The organism is Marinobacter sp. AL4B (assembly GCF_019916045.1).
GTDB lineage: Bacteria > Pseudomonadota > Gammaproteobacteria > Pseudomonadales > Oleiphilaceae > Marinobacter.
Genome location: NZ_JAILWZ010000011.1, coordinates 1,058,900 through 1,078,632, shown reverse-complemented (window position 1 = coordinate 1,078,632; position 19,733 = coordinate 1,058,900). Strand labels below are relative to the sequence as shown.

Here is a 19,733-nt window from a genome sequence, read left to right as displayed (position 1 = left end):
AGCGGGACCAGAGGTGAGAGCTTGAAAGACGTTAATGTCGGAATTTGCGGATTAGGAACCGTAGGCGGCGGTACATTCAATGTCCTGACTCGCAACGCGGCGATTATTTCGGGTCGTATCGGCTGTAATATTCGAATTACCCGTGTGGCTAGCCGGAAGCGTCGGGATGATCTCGACCTCGGTGATATTCCGTTCAGCACCGACATTTTTGATGTGGTGAATGACGTTAACGTCGACGTTGTGGTCGAACTGATTGGTGGCTACGACGTTGCCCGTGAACTGGTGTTGACTGCCATTGCCAACGGTAAACATGTCGTAACAGCAAATAAGGCTCTGATTGCCGTTCACGGTAACGAAATTTTTGAAGCCGCTGAAAAGGCGGGTGTCGTCGTTGCTTACGAAGCCGGTGTGGCCGGTGGTATTCCGGTTATCAAGGCCGTCCGTGAAGGTTTGGCTGCAAACCGCATCGACACCATCGCGGGAATCATCAACGGTACCGGTAACTTTATTTTGACCGAAATGCGCGCTGGCCGTCCGTTTGACGAAGTACTAAAAGAGGCGCAGGCGCTGGGTTACGCAGAAGCTGATCCCACATTCGATGTTGAAGGCATTGATGCGGCCCACAAGCTTACGATTTTGGCCTCGTCCGGTATTGGCGTTCCGCTGCAGTTCGAGAAAGCTTACACCGAAGGCATTTCGTCGTTGACCCCGAGCGATATCGCTCACGCCGAGCTGCTGGGTTACCGCGTTAAACACCTGGGTATCGCCCGTCGTCGTGACGAAGGTATTGAGTTGCGAGTTCACCCCACGCTGGTTCCGAAAACACACCTGATTGCTCAGGTTGACGGCGTTCTGAATGCCGTCATGGTCGACGGTGATGCTGTTGGCCAAACCATGTATTACGGCCCCGGTGCAGGTGACGAGGCCACTGCCTCTGCAGTGATTGCGGACATCGTTGATGTAGCTCGCTCGGTAGCCAGTGATAGTCGGCAGAAAGTGCCGTATCTGGGCTTCACGCCTGATGCGTTGGCAGATTTACCAGTGCTGCCGATGGAAGAAATTCAATCTGCTTATTATCTGCGCATTCAGGCGTTTGACCGCCCGGGTGTTCTGGCCAAGATTGCATCGATTCTGAGTGAGCACGGCATCAACATTGAATCGATCATGCAGAAAGAATCCGAGTTCGCGGATGGCCGTATTCCGGTCATCATCCTGACTCACACGGTTCAGGAGCGTCAGATGAATCTGGCGATTGAAGAAATGGAATCGCTGGTCGACGTAGACGGTTCCGTTGTCCGCATCCGCGCAGAAAATTTCAACTAACAGGTACGCACGTGAGATACATCAGCACACGGGGCGAAGCACCCGCTTTAGGCTTTGAAGACGTTCTTCTGACTGGGTTGGCAACCGACGGTGGCCTATATGTACCGGAGTCGTTGCCGCACTTCAGCTTGGAAGAAATTCGCAGCTGGCGGGGCTTACCCTACGCGGAGTTGGCCTTTAACGTTATGTACCCGTTCGTGGAAGATGCCATCCCGGCCGACGATTTCCGCATAATGTTGAATGAAACCTATAGCGGCTTTGCCCATCAGTCGGTAGCGCCTCTGGTTCAGCTCGACAGTAATGAATGGGTGATGGAACTGTTCCGCGGTCCCACGTTGGCCTTCAAAGACTTTGCGCTGCAATTGCTTGGCCGCTTGCTCGACTATGTGCTTGAAAAGCGTAAGCAGCACGTTGTGATCATGGGCGCGACGTCGGGTGACACAGGTTCTGCGGCCATTGAAGGTTGCCGACGTTGCGAGCATGTGGATATTTTCATCCTGCACCCGTACCAGCGTGTGTCTGAGGTACAGCGTCGCCAGATGACGACCGTGCAGGGCGACAACATCCACAACATTGCCGTGAAGGGAAACTTTGACGATTGCCAGCGCATGGTCAAAGAAAGCTTCGGTGACCAGTCGTTCCTGGGTGGTAAAACCCAGTTGGCGGCTGTGAACTCGATCAACTGGGCGCGAATCATGGCCCAGATCGTCTACTACTTCCAAGCATCGCTGGCATTGGGTGGCCCTGACCGCAGCATGGCGTTCTCTGTGCCCACGGGTAACTTTGGCGACATCTTTGCCGGTTACCTGGCCAAGAAGATGGGCCTGCCTATCAGTCAGTTGGTTATTGCCACCAACCGCAACGACATTCTGCATCGCTTCATGAGCGGTAACCGCTATGAGCAGCAGCAGTTGGAGCACACGCTGTCGCCGAGCATGGACATCATGGTATCCAGCAACTTTGAGCGGCTGTTGTTCGACTTGCATGGTCGTGACGGCGTTGCGGTGAAAGATCTGCTGGAAAACGCAGCTAAAGGTCCAGTCAGCATCGAAGATTACCGTTGGAAGGCGGCCCGCAAGCTGTTTGACAGCGATGCGGTAGACGACAAAGCCACCTGCGATACCATCCGCGAAATCTACGCGAAGAATGAATACCTGCTCGACCCGCATACCGCGATCGGTGTGCGCGCAGCCCGTAATTGCCGTCGCGACGAAACGGTTCCGATGATTACCTTGGGCACCGCGCACCCGGCCAAGTTCCCGGATGCCATTGTCGAATCCGGCTTGTCGGTGAAGCCTCAGTTGCCGCCTCATATGGCTGATCTGTTCGAGCGGGAAGAGCGCTACACCGTGCTGGATAACGATCTGGCCGAAGTGCAGGGCTTTTTGTCCAAGCACTGGAAAAATGCCTGATCCGGCATGACTCCTAAAAAGATCCTGCGCCGCCCCCAGCCCGCTGACACGTCGAGCTGGGGGCAAAGCCTGCCTCCCATCCTTCGTCGGTTATACGCCGCCCGTGGCGTTCAATCCGACGATCAGCTCCAGTACACCCTGAAGCACCTGGCGTCCCCGATGCAATTGCGAGGCATAGACCGAGCTGTGGAGTTGCTGGCCGACGCGGTGGTTCAGAAGCAGCGCGTTATGATTCTTGGTGATTTCGATGCAGACGGTGCCACCAGCACGGCGGTTGCGATGCTCGGCTTGTCTATGTTGGGCGTGCCATCGGTCGATTTCAGAGTGCCGAGTCGTTTCTCCGATGGTTACGGCCTAACACCGGGAATCATCCATCGATTGCAGGAAGAGGGTGAATTACCCGACTTGCTGGTGACCGTTGATAACGGTATCTCCGCCATCGAAGGCGTGCGAGCTGCAAGGGAACTTGGAATCAAAGTGGTTGTGACTGATCATCACTTGGCGGGAGAAGAGCTGCCAGACGCAGATGCCATCGTAAATCCCAATCAGCCCGGCTGCCCGTTCTTAAGCAAAAATGCCGCTGGCGTGGGTGTAATGTTCTATGTGCTCACCGCGCTGCGAAAGCACCTGCGTGATCGCAATCTGCTGCCGAATCCTGAGCCCAATCTGGGTACCCTGCTGGATCTGGTCGCTTTGGGCACGGTGGCGGATGTTGTTCCGTTGGACCATAACAACCGAATTTTTGTAGAGCAGGGCATTCGCCGTATCCGCAAAGGCGAGGCTCGCCCCGGCATACTGGCGCTGTTAAAAGTGGCAGGCCGGGACCACACCGAGATCAGTTCTACCGATCTGGGTTTTGTTGTTGGCCCCCGTCTTAATGCCGCCGGCCGCTTGGATGATATGAGCATCGGCATTGCCTGTTTGCTCGTGGATAGCCCCGATGAAGCCTTGCGTCTCGCGCAAGAGCTGGACACTTTCAATCGAGAGCGCCGCACCATCGAAAAAGACATGAAAAGCCAAGCCCAAGAGCTGCTGGCTTCCATGTCGTTGGATATCGACGGTTTGCCCTGGGGCTTGGCTTTGTTTGATCAGGACTGGCACCAAGGTGTGATAGGTATTCTCGCCGCCAGAATCCGCGAGCAGACCCATCGCCCGACCATTGCGTTTGCGCCGGACGATGACGGCGTTAGCCTTAAAGGCTCGGCCCGGTCTATTCCGGGCCTGCATATCCGCGATGCTCTCGCGGTCGTGGATGCCAAATCACCGGGTTTGATGAAAAAATACGGCGGCCATGCCATGGCCGCCGGTATGACGATTGCCCGTGACGACCTGGAATTATTCGGCAAAGCTTTCGATCAGGCGGTTAGAGACACCCTGACGCCGGAAGACCTGGAAGCGGCCATCGTCACCGACGGCCCGTTGGCATCTGCGGAGCTGAACCTCGATACCGCATACCTGCTCAAGCGCAGCGGCCCTTGGGGGCAACACTTCCCAGAGCCACTGTTCGACGGTGAATTCAAAGTCGTCAGCCAGCGCATCGTGGGAGAAAATCACCTGAAATTGGTGCTGCAGCCAGCAGAAGGCGGCGGCATTATCGACGCCATCGCCTTCAATACCGGCCCTGAAGTACCGGACTACACCCGCTCGGGTGCCCGGGTGGTCTACAAACCGGATGCCAACACTTTCCGTGGGCGGACCAACTTGCAGTTGATGGTGGATTATCTCGAGCCTCTGGGCTGACCGCGTCTCTCGGAAAGCCCTACCTCGCAGGGTGCCTGCACTCATCCACGAATAGCTGATTTAACGCACGAATTCCGGTAGAATTCGCCCTCAGTTTTTATCGCACCATTTTCCAAAGCGAGACAAGGTTTCATGGAAATTAATCCCATAGTGACGAAGATCAAAGAGCTTCGCGAGCGCACCGAAGCGCTGAGGGGGTATCTTTGACTACGATCAGCGAAGCGAACGCCTGGTCGAAGTAGAACGCGAACTTGAACTCCCAACCGTATGGGACGATCCGGAGCGCGCCCAGTCACTGGGTAAGGAGCGTTCTGACCTCGAACTGATCGTCAGAACCATTGATAACCTCACCTCCGGCCTGGCAGACGCAGAAAGCCTGCTCGAAATGGCCGTAGAAGAGGACGACGAAGGCACCGTTCAAGAAATTGAAGCTGATTTAGAAGGCCTTGATAAGGAACTCGAGAAGCTCGAATTCCGCCGCATGTTCTCCGGTGAAATGGACGCCAACAACGCCTACCTGGAAATTCAGGCCGGCTCTGGCGGCACCGAAGCGCAAGACTGGGGTAACATGCTGTTGCGTATGTACCTGCGCTGGGCCGAGCGCCGAGGCTTCAAAGCCGAAATCGTTGAGTTGCAGGAAGGTGAAGTCGCGGGTATCAAGAGTGCGACTATTCACATACAGGGCGACTACGCCTACGGATGGTTGCGGACCGAAACCGGCGTTCATCGTCTGGTGCGCAAATCACCGTTCGATTCCGGTAATCGTCGGCATACGTCCTTCTCTTCCGTGTTCATCTCGCCGGAAGTGGATGACAGCTTTGAAATCGACATCAACCCGGCTGATCTGCGCGTAGACGTATACCGCGCGTCCGGTGCGGGTGGTCAGCACGTAAACCGAACCGAATCGGCCGTGCGACTGACTCACAACCCTACCGGAATCGTGGTGGCGTGCCAGGCTGGCCGAAGCCAGCATCAGAACAAAGATCAGGCGATGAAACAGCTGAAAGCCAAGCTGTTCGAGCGCGAGATGCAATTGCGCAACGCCGAGAAGCAGAAGCAGGAAGACTCTAAGTCTGACATCGGCTGGGGTAGCCAGATCCGCTCATACGTGCTGGATGATAGCCGTATCAAAGATCTTCGCACCAAGGTGGAAACCAGTAACACCCAGTCGGTGCTCGATGGCGACATCGACAAGTTTATCGAAGCCAGTCTGAAGATGGCGCTGTAAACAGCGCCATTCAACCCGAACCGGACCCCCCCGACTTCTTAGTGAGCTAACATGACCGAACAGACCCAGAACGCGACCCAGCCCGAGGACAACAAGCTGATTGCGGAGCGCCGCGCCAAACTGGCCAACCTGCGAGAGCAGGGCAATGCGTTCCCGAACGATTTCCGACGGGATGCCACTGCTGCCGAGCTGCAGGAGAAATACGGTGACAAGTCCAAGGAAGAGCTGGAAGCCATGGGCATCCAAGTGGCCATTGCTGGCCGCATGATGCTCGATCGCAAGGCGTTCAAAGTGGTTCAGGACATGACTGGCCGGATTCAGATTTACGCCACCAAAGATGTCCAGAAAGACACCAAGCATTGGGATCTTGGCGACATCGTGGGCGTGCGCGGCGTGCTGTGCAAGTCGGGCAAAGGTGACCTCTACGTGGCGATGGATGAGTACACCCTGCTCACCAAGTCGTTGCGTCCGCTGCCTGAAAAGCATAAAGGCCTGACCGACACCGAGGCCCGTTACCGTCATCGTTACGTAGACTTGATGATGAACGAAGACAGTCGTCGGGTGTTCTATGCACGCTCGAAAATCATCAATGTAATGCGCCAGTACTTCTCCGAGCGTGACTTCATGGAAGTCGAAACGCCGATGCTTCAGGTGATTCCTGGTGGTGCGACCGCCCGTCCGTTCGTGACCCATCACAACGCACTGGGTATTGATATGTACCTGCGGATTGCGCCGGAGCTTTACCTCAAGCGCTTGGTTGTGGGTGGTTTTGAGCGAGTGTTCGAGATCAACCGTAACTTCCGTAACGAAGGCTTATCGACCCGGCACAACCCGGAATTCACCATGGTTGAGTTCTATCAGGCGTATGCGGATTACAACGACCTGATGGACCTGACCGAAGACATGCTGCGTACCATCGCTGACAAAGTGCTGGGGACCACCACGGTGACCAACACGCGCGTGCTGAAAGACGGTACCGAAGAAGCCGTTGAATACGACTTCGGCAAACCGTTTGAGCGCTTGACCGTGGTGGATGCAATCTTGCGCTACAATCCGGACATTACACGTGAGCAGCTGGCCGACGAAGCTCAGGCACGTGAGCTGGCGAAAGGGCTTGGTATCAAGGTTAAAGACATCTGGGGCTTAGGTAAGGTGCAAATCGAGATCTTCGAAGAGACCGCCGAGCATCGCTTGATGCAGCCGACCTTCATCACCGAGTACCCGAAGGAAGTGTCGCCGCTGGCCCGCTGCAAAGACAGCGATCCGTTTGTCACCGAGCGCTTTGAATTCTTCGTGGGCGGTCGTGAAATTGCCAACGGCTTCTCGGAGCTGAACGATGCCGAAGATCAGGCGGAGCGCTTCAAGGCGCAGGTGGCTGAGAAGGACGCCGGCGACGACGAAGCCATGTTCTACGACGACGACTACGTGATGGCTCTGGAGTACGGCTTGCCGCCGACCGCGGGCGAGGGAATTGGCATCGACCGCTTGGCTATGATGCTGACCGATTCGCCGTCGATCCGTGATGTTATTCTGTTCCCGGCCATGCGCCCAGAGCACAAAGCCGAACAGAGCGCTGGAGACGAATAAGGCATGCACCCGGCTGAGGCGCTGGCCCAGGAACTGAAGTCCGGGCTCGGCTGGGACCAGTGGTTGGCGGACGAGTTCCGTCAACCCTATATGCATCGCTTGGCAGAATTTCTGGTAGCGGAAGAGCGTGCCGGAAAGACACTGTTTCCTCCTCAGTCACAGCTGTTCAATGCGCTAAACAGCACCCCGCTTGATCAGATCAAAGTCGTTATTTTGGGGCAAGACCCCTACCACGGCGCCGGTCAGGCCCACGGCCTGAGCTTCTCGGTGTCTCACGGTGTGCGGATACCGCCGTCGCTGAAGAACATCTTTAAAGAAATTCAGCAGGATTTGGGTATTGGCTCCCCCGGTCACGGTTGCCTGCAATCTTGGGCCGAGCAGGGTGTGTTGCTGCTAAATGCGGTATTGACGGTTGAGCAGGGAAAGGCTGGCGCCCATCAAGGTAAGGGTTGGGAAATCTTTACTGATCGAGTGATCAACGTAGTGAATCAGCAACGCGAGGGCGTGGTGTTTTTGCTCTGGGGTGGATACGCCAAGCAGAAAGGTCAGATCATTGATCGTGATCGTCATTTGGTACTGGAGGGGCCGCATCCATCCCCGCTCAGTGCCTATCGCGGGTTCTTCGGATGTCAGCATTTTTCTCGGGTTAATCAATGGTTGCTTGAGCATCACCAGAGCCCGATAGAGTGGGCTCTGGATTCAGCTTCACAGCAGGAGCTGCTTGACCTCTAAAGTCGAGCGATTACCCAAGCAATGCCATGGCCGCTTCCATTTGGGCGCTCAGATCCTCTTCCTCAGCCAGATTCATTTCAGGGTCCAGACCTAATCGACCAAACGCCGAAATAGTGGTGAAATCCACCTGGTTCCAACGGTGGTTAGTGCCGGCGATCAACTGTAGGTTGGCAATCATCACCAAGTCGGCATGATCTGCTTGAGGTACCTCACGTTGTAAGTTGGCATAGTCCATTGGCACATTTTGCAGTGCTTCCGGGAATTGCCATTTTTTCAGGATCAAGCTGCCGATCCGAGGGTGCAGCTCTTCGATCACTGCATCCAGTACGATACCGCTCAGGTCCAAGCTGTGATCTTCAACATAGCGAAGAATGGGAAGAACACCAATTAGGTGTACCAGCCCGGCCAGAGTGGCTTGGTCGGGTCTTAATTTGGTGTAGTGTTGGGCCAGAACGTGACAAATGCCGGCGACTTCGGTGCTGGTTTGCCAAGTGGCGCGAAGCCGCTTATCCACCATGTCAGAGGTGGCTTGGAACATTTGTTCCATGGCCAGCCCCATTGCGAGATTGCTGGTGTAGGCCATGCCCAGGCGGCTTACAGCCATGTTCAGATTCTCAATGGCCCGCGTGCCACGGAACAACGGGCTGTTGCACACGCGGATGATACGAGCAGACAGTGCCGTGTCATTGCTGATCACCGTCACCAGATCTGCAATCGAGGTATCTTCCGACTCAGCAATTTCTCTGACTTGCAGGGCTGCTTCGGGAAGTGTTGGCAAAATTAACTTGTCGTTCTCGATGGCGCTGGTCAGGTCAGCTTTAATGGTTTCGATCATGTCGGCCATAGTCAGTCTGTTTCCACTTAAATGGGGCCCTCAAACAGGGCTCAGTGTATGGCTGCCTTTATAGCAAATAAGCGCGATCTTTCCTGTCAACTTATGTTTCAGAAGGTAGTTGTTCAGGCACAGCATAGGGTAATTGCTGAAGACTGATAGTCACCTTGTCCATACCATCTAAGGAAAGTACTTTGGAGCTGGCATCATGGCGAATGACTGCAAGCATTTCACCGTTTAGATCCCCGGTCATCAAGGCATTGACCACTTCTCCGACAGCTTTACCATCGGCCAGAAGCTTGGTACCGACGTTGGGAGCTTGATGGGCGTTATTGAAAGATAGCCTGTGCAGGCTTTTTTTCAACTGGCCGAGAAAATGCATCCGGGCAATGACTTCCTGCCCGGTGTAGCAACCTTTCTTGAAATGCACGCCTTGCAGGTGCTGTAAGTTTAGCATTTGCGGGACATAGGCTTCTTGAGATGCCTCCGTCAGCCAAGGCACGCCCGCCGAAATGCTGGATGCCAGCCACTGCTCCGGTGTAATTTCGGGGATGTCTTCTGGAACCGGTTGCTCTGTGGTTGCTTGCCACCACTCGTAGCGAGCAGTGTGATCGGCGGTGTTTTCAATACGAATCAGATGGCTATCACCGACCTTCAGTACTTGGCCGGGCCCGGTTAGGGAATCTGCTTCTTCACCGCCTACCGATACGGCTGCAGCTTTGCCAATCAGACCGATAATCCGACCAGCGGAAAGTGTTTCCAGCGTTGTGCCCCGAAATAGCATCAGATACTTTTTCAGGTGGGTAATCGTGGCTTCCGCCTGGCTGGTATTAAAGTCCATGAGCAGGTCTTCGCCACTGCGAACCAGGCGTGTCAGGCAGTAGGTTCGACCTTTATGGGTGCACGCAGCTGCTCTGAGAGATTGCTCGTTGGTGACTTCGTCCACGTGTTGGGTGAATTGGCCTTGCACAAACTTGTCGGTCCCCGGGCCGCTGATGCGTGCCATGAGCCGGTTGCTCAACAGGGTATAGCCGTTGGAGTTTGCGGGTTGTTGAGAATCCTGTCTACTCAAAATAGTCCCCAGAATTAATGCGAAGGAGTGTTATGTCCGGCTTCAGGTGAACCGGCGCGAAGTAGCATTCGCAGGCGCCTGAAAGCGGCCGAGTCGCTAACGTTTGATTTTAGCCCGCCTTTGGAGCCAGTAATGATTGCGAGCATTGGGCTCGATCTTGGCATCCGCGGTTTGAACTGTAAAACAAGCAGCTGAGAACTGAGAAAGCTGGCGTTGCTAACAGTCGCGGGTACATGGTGTCCGTTGGCCAGCTGACAAGATAGCCCTGCATGGTCATGGGAGAGGGCAACGACCGAATCCGGTTTGCTTAATAATCCAAAGCGCTGAAATGATGCCCATCCCAACGCTAATGTTGGCAATACCAACAGCAATAACAGATAGGAGGTTTCCAGAGCCGCGGCAACCGTGAACACCGCTAGCCCAAGCCAGGGAATAATGGCTAAAAGGCCAGCGGAAACCGAGGGTAACAGGGTTAATTCAATCCGGCTGGACACGGTTCAGAATCATTTCGACGATGCGGCGGAGATCGGCGTCTTCAGGTTTGCTGCGCTGCATGAACCATTCAAACATGTCCGCATCTTCGCAGCTCAACAGCTTGCGGTAACGTGCCTGGTCTTCCGGTTCGAGGTCTCGGTAAGCTTCTTCCAGAAACGGGAGAAGCAGAACGTCCAGCTCCAGCATGCCGCGACGGCTGTGCCACCAAAGACGGTGGAACTCAGTGTGCGCGTTTGTTTCTTGGGTGTCGGACATAACGGGTTCCGTCTTTAAGCGTTTGTTGAAGGCTCTGATTCAGGGAGCCAGAGTTCGGTAAGTTGTGGGCATCAGCACGGTATCTCGGGCGTCGCTCTGGGTCTGCGGGTAGTCCAGGGTGTAGTGCAGCCCGCGGCTTTCTTTGCGTTGCAGAGCCGAGCATATGATCAGGTCTGATATGGTGACCAAATTACGTAATTCAATGAGGTCGTTGGTCACCCGATAGTTACTGTAGAACTCGTTGATCTCGCCCTGCAGAAGATCTACTCGGTGTTTGGCACGATGCAGGCGTTTGGTGGTGCGCACAATGCCGACATAATCCCACATAAAGTGGCGCAATTCGTCCCAGTTGTGGGAAATAATGACATCTTCGTCTGAGTCCCGGACCTGACTTTCGTCCCACGCGGGCACAGAGGGCACATGGGGGATGTCTGCTTCTCGGCGAGCGATGTCCTGAGCGGCCGCGCGGCCATACACCAGACATTCTAACAGCGAGTTGCTGGCCATGCGGTTGGCGCCGTGGAGACCGGTAAAGGCCGCTTCTCCGACGACATAGAGCTGGTTAATGTCGGTTCTTGCGCGCTTGTCACTGATGATACCGCCGCAAGTGTAGTGGGCAGCCGGCACCACGGGAATCGGGTCTTTAGTGATGTCGATGCCGAAACCGAGGCATTTTTCGTAAATCGTCGGGAAGTGGTGTTTGATGAAGTCCGCCGGTTTGTGGCTGATGTCCAGATATAGGTAATCAGCACCTAAGCGCTTCATTTCGTGGTCGATGGCTCGGGCGACAACATCACGAGGTGCCAACTCGGCACGTTCGTCAAATTTGTTCATGAATCGGCTGCCATCCGGCAATCTTAATACGCCGCCTTCACCGCGAACCGCCTCGGTGATTAAGAAGGATTTGGCGTGGGGGTGGTACAAGCAAGTTGGGTGGAACTGGTTGAATTCCATGTTGGTGACCCTGCAGCCGGCTCGCCATGCCATGGCGATGCCGTCACCGGACGCGCCATCGGGATTGGTTGTGTAGCGGTACGCTTTGGAAGCGCCACCGGTTGCGATCACGGTGAAGCGCGCGCGGTAAAGTTCCACGTGATTGTCTTCAAGGTTAAGTACGTAAGCCCCTACGCAGCGGTTTCCGGGTAGTGACAAATTTCGGTTGGTTATTAAATCAACCGCGACCCGGCCAGATTTGAGTTCAATGTTTCGCTTGGCTGCTGCCTGGCTGGCGAGCGTAGTCGATACGGCTTGTCCCGTCGCATCGGCGGCATGAATGATGCGGCGATGGCTGTGACCGCCTTCACGGGTCAGGTGGTATTGATCGTTGTTTTCTTTGCGAGTGAAGGTCACGCCGGACTCAATGAGCCAGTCGATGCTTTCTTTGCCGTGTTCTACCGTAAAGCGCACTGCATCTTCGTGGCACAAACCACCCCCTGCGTTTAGGGTGTCTTGAATATGGTTTTCTACCGAGTCGGTTGCATCGAGAACCGCAGCAATGCCACCTTGCGCCCACAGCGTCGCACCGGAGCTGATGTCAGCTTTACTGATTACGCAAACATTTAAGTGCTCTGGCAAATTCAAAGCGACGGTCAGTCCGGCAGCGCCGCTGCCAATAATAAGAACATCGTATTCGTAGGATTGTGGCATTGGGTTGTTGTCGCAGGCCATAATGTGGAAGTGTATTGAACTAAACTTTGTGCTTGCTGTCTATTTGGCCCGATGGATATGTCTCGAACCGGTTGCTGTCGGCAACCTGGGTTCATGTATGAACACCGGAATAACACAATGACACAAGCGAGCCGATTAAAAGCCACCCAGCTGGCCAACCAAACGGGACACGCCGTTGCTTCGCCCATGATTTCCGATAAAGATTCTACAACGAGCGAGAAGACTGAAAGCCAGACGGATTTGCAGCTGGTCCGCAAAGTTCGGCATGGGGATCGGGCCGCGTTTGATCTGCTGGTGGTGAAGTATCAGTCTCGGGTGGCCTCGATTATCAGCCGTTACGTTTACGACAGTCACGAAGTGATGGATTTGGCGCAAGAAACGTTTATTAAAGCGTTTCGCGCCATCGATCGGTTTCGCGGTGACAGTGCATTTTACACCTGGTTGTATCGTATTGCGGTGAATACCGCAAAAAATCATCTCGAGGCCCGAGGGCGTCGGCCGCAAGGCTCAGTGGATTCTTCCGAGGCGGAAAACTATGACGACGGTCGTCGATTAAGGGATGTGGCGTCACCAGAAAAACTTCTGCAAAAAGACCAGCTGCAAAAAGCCTTGGCCGAAGCCATTGCCGCACTTCCTGAGGAACTAAGATCCGCTTTCTTGCTCAGAGAATATGACGGTCTCAGTTATGAAGATATTGCTCGGATTCTGGAGTGCCCGATTGGAACGGTCCGTTCCCGGATCTTCAGAGCCCGGGATGCAGTGGATCGACACATTGGTCCACTACTTAATCATTCAGTGACGTAAGTGAGGTTGCATCCGATGGATGAGCGTCTCAGAGAAACTCTGTCAGCAATGATGGACGATGAAGCGGACGAGCTTTCAGTGCGTAGATTGCTTTCGCACGACGATCAGAGCGAAGTCACAGGGCAATGGCAAAGATGGCAGCAGGTGCGCGACCTGATGCACGAAGCACCGAGTGCGTCATACGGTGTGAATGTTGCAAGTGCGGTTCGAGCTGCAATTGATGACCAGGAAGCCCCAGCTGCAGATGCGGCAGCCACCAACGTCCGTGCTGGCGGGTACTGGCATTGGCCAGTGGCGGCTATGATAACTTTGGCTCTGGTGGTTGGATTTGGTGCCGGAGCCGGTTGGGGAACTTCACCGGTTGAGGTAGAAAATTCGCTGGCGTTGAGCGAAGCAGGCGAGGTTTCGCCACAGCTCGTGTTGAGTGCGGAAGAAGTCGCTTTGCAGAGATTGGATGAACAGCAGTTGCGCCAAGTGCGACAGTACTTGCTGGAGCATGCCCAACATAACAGCGTCGGCGCAGGGCGTGGTTCTATGGGGTACGCGAGAATGGTCAGTGCAAACGGTGGCTATTGAGCCCGAGGTGTCTGGATATGAATGTTTCGCTTAAAGGCGAACTCGCCACGGTTCGAAAGCTGATGCTTGCCTTGTGGGTGTTGTTTGCGCCCGCCATGGCGGCATATGCTGAAAATAATCAGGCTGCAGCACCATCTTCAATGACCGCAATGGACTGGTTGGAGCGTCTAGGCCCGGCATTGAACATGACGTCCTATGAAGGCGTGTTTGTATACGCCCGGGGAGACCAGGTGCATTCAATGCATATTGCCCATCGGTACCACAACGGACAGGTGGAAGAGCGGTTGGTAATGCAAGACGGCGGCTCAGGTGAAATTGTTCGTAAAGGCATGGATGTCGTCTGTGTGTTGCCGGATCAAGGACGTATTCGTTTAGATGAGGTCATCCCGTCGGGGCCGTTTGCCGAGGCCTTTACGAGTCAACTCATGCCGGTCGGTCAATGGTATCAGCCTGCTTTGCTTGGTGCAGACCGGGTGGCTGGCTACGATGTGGTGGCGGTAGATCTGACTGCTAAGGACAACCATCGTTACAGCCATCGCCTTTGGATTGAAAAAGAAACCGGTCTATTGGTTAAAAGCCATGTTCGTGACGTGGATGAGACGGTTTTGGAACACTTCCAGTACACCAGTCTGGAGATTACTGAGGATATCGCCGACGAAAAATTTGAAGTGCAAACCGAGGGGCGTGAGATAACTCGCCGTCTCGGTACGCCTGAACTTCAACAGTCATCCGTGGGGCGAATGACCGGTTGGACATTGAATTGGCGTCCGGACGGTTACATGGCGGCCGCCACCCCTAGTTCCAGTAATGGCAAAGCGGTTGCGTTCTCGGATGGTTTAGCAACGTTTTCGGTATTTGTCGAACCGGTCAAAGGGGTCAAAATGCCAACAGGCGCGTCAAGGGTGGGAGCGTCTACGGTCTATATTCACGAAGTATCGGCAGCGGAACGACCATTTTTGATAGTCGTGGTCGGGGAAATTCCGCCTGCAACGGCCCGAAAAGTCGCCCACTCGGTGTCGATCGATGATGCGCTGGCTCAAGGGTGGGTGGCAAGTGATCACTGAAACCGGAAAGGTGATTGCCCTTCAGGGAACGCAGGCTTGGGTGCAAACGATTCAGACCAGCGCGTGCGAGAGTTGTTCGGCCCGAGCGGGTTGTGGCCAGCGCGCGCTTGCGGCGGTGTCGGGGGGGAAAGCCAATCAGGTGTTGGTGTTGAATACGTCCGCTGCGCAGGTTGGCGACGAAGTCGTCATCGGTATGGATGAGCAATCGTTGCTGGCGGCCTCTTTGGCGGTATACGGGGTGCCTTTGCTGCTCATGGTTTTGGCAAGTATCGGAGCGTTCCGATTGCTAGGTGAAACGGACTTGGTGGCATTTATTGGTGCGCTAGTGGGTTTAGGGGCGGGGTTCGGGTTGGTGCGCCGCTGGCAATCCAGGTTGGGAGATCGCTTTCAGCCTCATATGGTTCGAGTAAACCGGATAGCGTCGGTCACCTGTCTGTAAAACCTACCGTTTTTTAAGTTGAAAATTAGCCGTTCAGCCATAAATTGTAACGGCAGACCAACGGCTAAAATAAGGGGGTTCTCATGCAAAAAATAACTACGCCGGTTGCTCGTTATCCCGATTTGTTCCGATCGGACTTCATGCCGGGCGTGTGGCTGGTGTTAGCGGTTCTGGTATCGGTTCTATGGAGTCAACAGGCGGCGGCGCGGGGCTTGCCGGATTTCACCGAGCTTGTCGAAGAAAACTCCAGTGCCGTCGTAAATATCAGTACCACCAGTGAAGCTGCGGGTCGCAGGTCGCGCTTTCAGGGGTTGCCGTTTGACGAGGAACAGCTGGATCAGTTGCCGCCCTTTTTACAGGATTTCTTTCGCGGCCCGAATTCGCCTTTTGGTGGTGCTCCAGGTGGTAAACAGCCAGCACGCTCAATGGGCTCCGGTTTCATCGTTTCCAAAGATGGGTATGTGCTGACCAATAACCATGTGGTTGAAGGTGCCGACGAAGTGAGGGTTCGTCTGAACGATCGTCGGGAGTTTGTTGCGACGATTGTGGGTACCGATCCTCGTTCCGATATGGCCGTTTTAAAAATCGAGAATGCTGACGATTTGCCCGTGGTTCAGGTAGGCAGTTCCGAAGAGCTTAAAGTAGGTGAATGGGTGTTCGCGATCGGGTCACCGTTCGGGTTTGATTACACGGTGACGGCAGGTATCGTCAGTGCGCTTGGCCGCTCTTTACCCTCCGAAAACTATGTTCCTTTCATTCAAACCGATGTTGCGATTAACCCCGGAAATTCCGGTGGGCCGCTGTTTAATCTGGACGGCGAAGTGATTGGCATCAACTCTCAGATTTATACGCGTTCTGGCGGGTTCATGGGCGTGTCGTTTGCGATTCCGATCGATGACGCCATGAGTGTGTTTCGTCAGCTTCGTGATGAAGGCTCTGTCGCTCGTGGCTGGTTGGGCGTACTGATTCAGGAAGTTAATCGTGATCTTGCCGAAACTTTTGGTCTGAAACGGCCTCGTGGTGCCCTGATTGCTGAGGTGATGATTAATTCACCCGCGCAGGCGGGTGGACTGCGGTCTGGCGATATCGTGCTGGAGTATAACGGTGAAGAGGTCGAACTATCGTCGGATCTGCCTCCGAAAGTGGGCCGCACACCAGTAGGTGAATCTGCGCGGCTGACCGTGCTTAGAGGGGGGGATGAGATCGAGCTTGATGTGGAGATCGGAGAGTTGCCGGAAGATGGCCGTGCCAGCCGTTCGAAGAGCCGTGATCCCCTTGATGGAAAAACCGGTGCTCTTGGTCTGACTGTTGAGCCGCTTACGCCAGAAAACGCCCGTGCTGCGGGTGTTGAAAGTGGAGTCCTGGTGACGGGTGTTGAGCGGGGCCCGGCTTTGAAAGCGGGAATTCGAACCCGTGACATCATCACCGAAATAAACCGCAAACCGGTGGGTTCACTGAAGGCGTTCCGGACAGTAGTGGAAAGTCTGCCGGATGGTCAGGCAGTGTCAGTGCGGGTGGTGCGTCAGGGGCGACCAATCTATCTGGTGATGAGGCCTTAGGTTAACGCTATTTTTTGAAGCTGTGTGCTGGCTCCCGGGCGTGTCACGACATGACCGGGAGCGTTTGCTATACTCTCCGAATCTTTCGGACCTTCAGTCATGGGATGGACCCGGTGACAATATGAAAAACAAGGAATTATCCCTCCGCCAACTGCTTAAGCTGCGCAATTCCTGGTTGGCATTGCTCGTTTTTATTGCTTCTGTTTGCGTCACTATCTTGCTTTGGCAGGTTTCCATCCGTTTGGTGGAAGACCGGGCTGAAGCCAAATTTCGCGCTCAATCCTTGCAGCTGAAAACGGCCATTGAAGAGCGGCTGCTGAACTACGAACAGGTATTGGCTGGCAGTGCAGGTCTGTTTGCGGTGAAAGGTGAGGTCAGTCGTGATGAGTGGCGCGAGTACGTTGAGAAAGTCGACATCAATCGTTATTACCCCGGAATCGAAGGGATCGGTTACGTACAAAGGATTGGCGTTCGCCAAATGGCGGATCACATTGCTTTTGTTCGGGCCGAAGGGGTGTATAAGTACCTGGTAAAACCGCTGGGGACTGGGCCTTATTATTACCCCATGGTGTACCTCGAGCCCGGTACGGAGCGAAATCTGAGTGCCCTTGGCTACAACGCCTTCAGTGATCCTATCCACCGGGTGACCATGGAGCGGGCCCGAGATGAAGCAAAACCAATGGTCACGGGCAAGGTCGTGTTGGTTCAGGAAGCCTTGGCCGAAGATCAGGCAGGTTTCCTCATGTACTACCCCGTATACCAGGGTGGGGCCATGCCGGATGTCAGAACCGAGCGCCGAATGATGTTGGCGGGCTATGTGTTCAGTGCCTTCCGTATGAATAACTTGCTGGATGGCATTGTTGGTCTGATTTCCCCGTTTCTTGATGTGCGTATATACGATGCCGCCGTCGTTTCCCGAAATACTCTTATGTATGGCTCCAACTTGGGGTCGCTGGATAACGAGTTCAGTTTTGAACTCAGCCAAACCGTCTCTCATGGTGGTCGAGAATGGCTATTGCAAACGCGGTCTACCCCCGCCTTTGACTATCTGGCCTCGGACCCCCGCCCTCCGATTGTTCTAGGCTCGGGGTTGGCTATTAGTGTTCTGATGTACCTGCTCGTTCTCTCGCTGGTGCGGTCACGTCTGGGGGCTCAGGTCAGTGCGGGTCGGTATCGAGCGATTACCGAAGGCGCTGCAAACGTGACGATGGTCATGAATCGATCGGGCGGCCCGATGTACGCGAGTCCGTCCGCCCGGGATATTCTTGGTTTTGATCCGGACCGGATCTCAGATCTGAACTTTAAGGCTTTGGTTAATCCTGACGATTGGGCGGGGTTGCGGCAGGCCTTCACGGATGCTGTGTCTTCTCCGGGTAAGCAGATGCCGGCGGTGCGAGCTCGTATCAATGATGCCGGCGGACAGTGCCGTGAGATGGAAGGTACCTTCACGTCTATGCTGAGTGTGCCCGGGGTAAGCGGGGTCGTGTTGAGTTTGCGTGACCTGACACAGTTAAAAGCGGCGCAATCAGAATTGCACCGGTTGGCTTTTTTCGACCCTTTAACGGGGTTGGCCAACCGGCAATTGTTTCGTGACCGTCTGAATAGTGTTGTGCAACGATCCCGCCGCAGTGGTGAACCGGCGGCCTTGATGTATCTGGATTTGGACGGGTTCAAGCGAATTAACGATACCCTGGGGCATGATGCCGGCGATGAGTTGCTGCGAAAGGTAGCTGAGTGGCTCCAAGGCTGTGTTCGGGAAGAAGATTCCGTGGCCCGCCTGGGTGGCGATGAATTCGTGGTTCTGCTGTCTAGGGTTAGTGGAACCGACGCGGCGAGCAAGGTCGCGGAAACGATTTTGAGGCGCTTGTGCCAGAGAGTCAGGCTGAGTGACCATGATGTTGGCGTGACCGTCAGCATTGGTATCACCATGGTTCCCCATGACAGCGAAGACGTGGGCACACTCATGAAGTATGCGGATTTGGCCATGTATCGAGCCAAAGAAATGGGCCGCAATAATTATCAATTCTTTACTCCGGCGATGAACATCAAAGCCGCGCGTCGCATGTTGCAACAAGAAGAGTTGGCAACGGCGCTGCAGGAGGATCGTTTTGTGCTGCATTATCAGCCAAAGGTGGACTTGGTAACCCAGAAGGTGATTGGAGTCGAAGCCTTCTTACGTTGGCACCACCCTGAAAAGGGGGTGGTGCCCGCGCAGCAGTTTATTAATCTAGCCGATGAAACGGGCTTAATCATTCGGTTGGGTGAGCAGGCATTTCGGCAAGCTTGTATTCAGGTTCAGGCGCTGGAGCGTGCGGGCTTTGAATCCCTAAAAATGGCGGTTAATTTTTCGGTTCGCCAAATCACCGATACGGGCTTTTTAGACTTAATCCGGCGGGTGATCACCGAAACCGGTGTCGCTGCGGACAGAATCGAGTTGGAGCTTCCGGCGGAATTACTCAACGAAGATCCGCGAATGCTGCGTGAGCTGCTGGTTTCGCTGAATGATCTCGGCGTTTGTCTGATTTTGGATGATTTCGGCAAGGGATCGTGCTCTTTAGTTGCGTTGCAGCAGCTTCCCCTTGATGTGATAAAGATCGATCACGGATTTATTCGTGATATCCCCTACAACGTCAGCGCCACCGATGTTGCTTCAGCGGTCATTGCTCTGGCGCACAAATTACATCTGACGGTAGTGGCCGAAGGTGTTGAAACGGTACAACAACTGGCGTTTTTGAAGTCCGCTGGTTGCGCTCAGAGCCAGGGCAATTTGTTCAGCTATCCGCTGGATGAAGATGCCCTCATCGGGTTCCTGATTCGCCAGTATGAGAAGCCGCTTATTTCCTGAACATGGCAATAGCGGCCGGATACCGGTAAAATCACGCCGTTCCCGGACCCGTAGCGGCTATACCGGGCTCAATCCCATGTCTTATATGAGTAATCATTGTCT

General features: G+C 54.6%; 16 protein-coding genes. 12 read left to right on the top strand and 4 right to left on the bottom strand.

What is annotated here, in order from left to right; translation table 11 throughout:
- The first annotated feature begins 21 nt into the window (after positions 1-21).
- The 6 genes from K5L82_RS09000 to ung all read left to right on the top strand — a co-directional run bounded on the left by K5L82_RS09000 (position 22) and on the right by ung (position 8,022).
- A complete protein-coding gene (locus tag K5L82_RS09000) occupies positions 22-1,323 on the top strand; it encodes a homoserine dehydrogenase (protein WP_223133879.1) in 1,302 nt (433 codons plus the stop codon).
- A gap of 11 nt (positions 1,324-1,334) precedes the next feature.
- Positions 1,335-2,735 carry a threonine synthase gene (thrC, locus tag K5L82_RS08995; RefSeq protein ID WP_223133878.1) on the top strand — a complete coding sequence of 467 codons (1,401 nt, stop codon included), beginning with the start codon at positions 1,335-1,337 and terminating at the stop codon, positions 2,733-2,735.
- A gap of 6 nt (positions 2,736-2,741) precedes the next feature.
- Entirely contained in the window at positions 2,742-4,475 is a 1,734-nt protein-coding gene (gene recJ / locus K5L82_RS08990; protein ID WP_223133877.1) for a single-stranded-DNA-specific exonuclease RecJ, read from the top strand.
- A gap of 132 nt (positions 4,476-4,607) precedes the next feature.
- Positions 4,608-5,703, top strand: a protein-coding gene (gene prfB, locus K5L82_RS08985; protein ID WP_114333037.1) for a peptide chain release factor 2 whose coding sequence is annotated in 2 segments (ribosomal slippage) — positions 4,608-4,679 and positions 4,681-5,703 — 1,095 coding nt in all. Because the reading frame shifts where the segments join, the coding sequence is not laid out codon by codon here.
- A 51-nt stretch (positions 5,704-5,754) separates the two neighbouring features.
- Complete coding sequence (gene lysS, locus K5L82_RS08980) at positions 5,755-7,290, top strand: lysine--tRNA ligase (RefSeq protein WP_223133876.1); 1,536 nt, start codon at positions 5,755-5,757, stop codon at positions 7,288-7,290.
- 3 nt (positions 7,291-7,293) lie between these two features.
- Entirely contained in the window at positions 7,294-8,022 is a 729-nt protein-coding gene (ung, locus tag K5L82_RS08975) for a uracil-DNA glycosylase (RefSeq protein WP_223133875.1), read from the top strand.
- 10 nt (positions 8,023-8,032) lie between these two features.
- Here the strand turns inward: ung and K5L82_RS08970 are convergent, their stop codons facing one another.
- The 4 genes from K5L82_RS08970 to nadB form a co-directional block, all read right to left on the bottom strand.
- Positions 8,033-8,866, bottom strand: coding sequence for an HDOD domain-containing protein (locus tag K5L82_RS08970; protein WP_133006269.1), 834 nt, complete (start codon positions 8,864-8,866; stop codon positions 8,033-8,035).
- A 91-nt stretch (positions 8,867-8,957) separates the two neighbouring features.
- Positions 8,958-9,860, bottom strand: a complete 903-nt coding sequence (locus tag K5L82_RS08965; RefSeq protein WP_223133874.1) for a YgfZ/GcvT domain-containing protein — start codon at positions 9,858-9,860, stop codon at positions 8,958-8,960.
- Positions 9,861-10,403: 543 nt separating this feature from the next.
- A complete protein-coding gene (locus K5L82_RS08960) occupies positions 10,404-10,676 on the bottom strand; it encodes a succinate dehydrogenase assembly factor 2 (RefSeq protein ID WP_133006267.1) in 273 nt (90 codons plus the stop codon).
- A gap of 39 nt (positions 10,677-10,715) precedes the next feature.
- Positions 10,716-12,323 carry an L-aspartate oxidase gene (gene nadB / locus K5L82_RS08955; RefSeq protein ID WP_207924298.1) on the bottom strand — a complete coding sequence of 536 codons (1,608 nt, stop codon included), beginning with the start codon at positions 12,321-12,323 and terminating at the stop codon, positions 10,716-10,718.
- 207 nt (positions 12,324-12,530) lie between these two features.
- Between nadB and rpoE the strand changes: the two genes are divergently transcribed.
- From rpoE to K5L82_RS08925, 6 genes are all read left to right on the top strand, one after another.
- Positions 12,531-13,148, top strand: coding sequence for an RNA polymerase sigma factor RpoE (gene rpoE, locus K5L82_RS08950; protein WP_228259100.1), 618 nt, complete (start codon positions 12,531-12,533; stop codon positions 13,146-13,148).
- 15 nt (positions 13,149-13,163) lie between these two features.
- On the top strand, positions 13,164-13,724 hold the full coding sequence (locus K5L82_RS08945; RefSeq protein WP_223133873.1) for a sigma-E factor negative regulatory protein: 561 nt from the start codon (positions 13,164-13,166) through the stop codon (positions 13,722-13,724).
- Positions 13,725-13,741: 17 nt separating this feature from the next.
- A complete protein-coding gene (locus K5L82_RS08940) occupies positions 13,742-14,788 on the top strand; it encodes a MucB/RseB C-terminal domain-containing protein (RefSeq protein WP_223133872.1) in 1,047 nt (348 codons plus the stop codon).
- Positions 14,748-15,227, top strand: a complete 480-nt coding sequence (locus tag K5L82_RS08935; RefSeq protein WP_262492554.1) for a SoxR reducing system RseC family protein — start codon at positions 14,748-14,750, stop codon at positions 15,225-15,227. The genes K5L82_RS08940 and K5L82_RS08935 overlap by 41 nt, the downstream gene beginning before the upstream one ends.
- An 83-nt stretch (positions 15,228-15,310) precedes the next feature.
- Positions 15,311-16,786, top strand: a complete 1,476-nt coding sequence (locus K5L82_RS08930) for a DegQ family serine endoprotease (RefSeq protein WP_410505852.1) — start codon at positions 15,311-15,313, stop codon at positions 16,784-16,786.
- Positions 16,787-16,907: 121 nt separating this feature from the next.
- Positions 16,908-19,631, top strand: a complete 2,724-nt coding sequence (locus tag K5L82_RS08925) for an EAL domain-containing protein (RefSeq protein WP_223133871.1) — start codon at positions 16,908-16,910, stop codon at positions 19,629-19,631.
- Positions 19,632-19,733 lie beyond the last annotated feature (102 nt).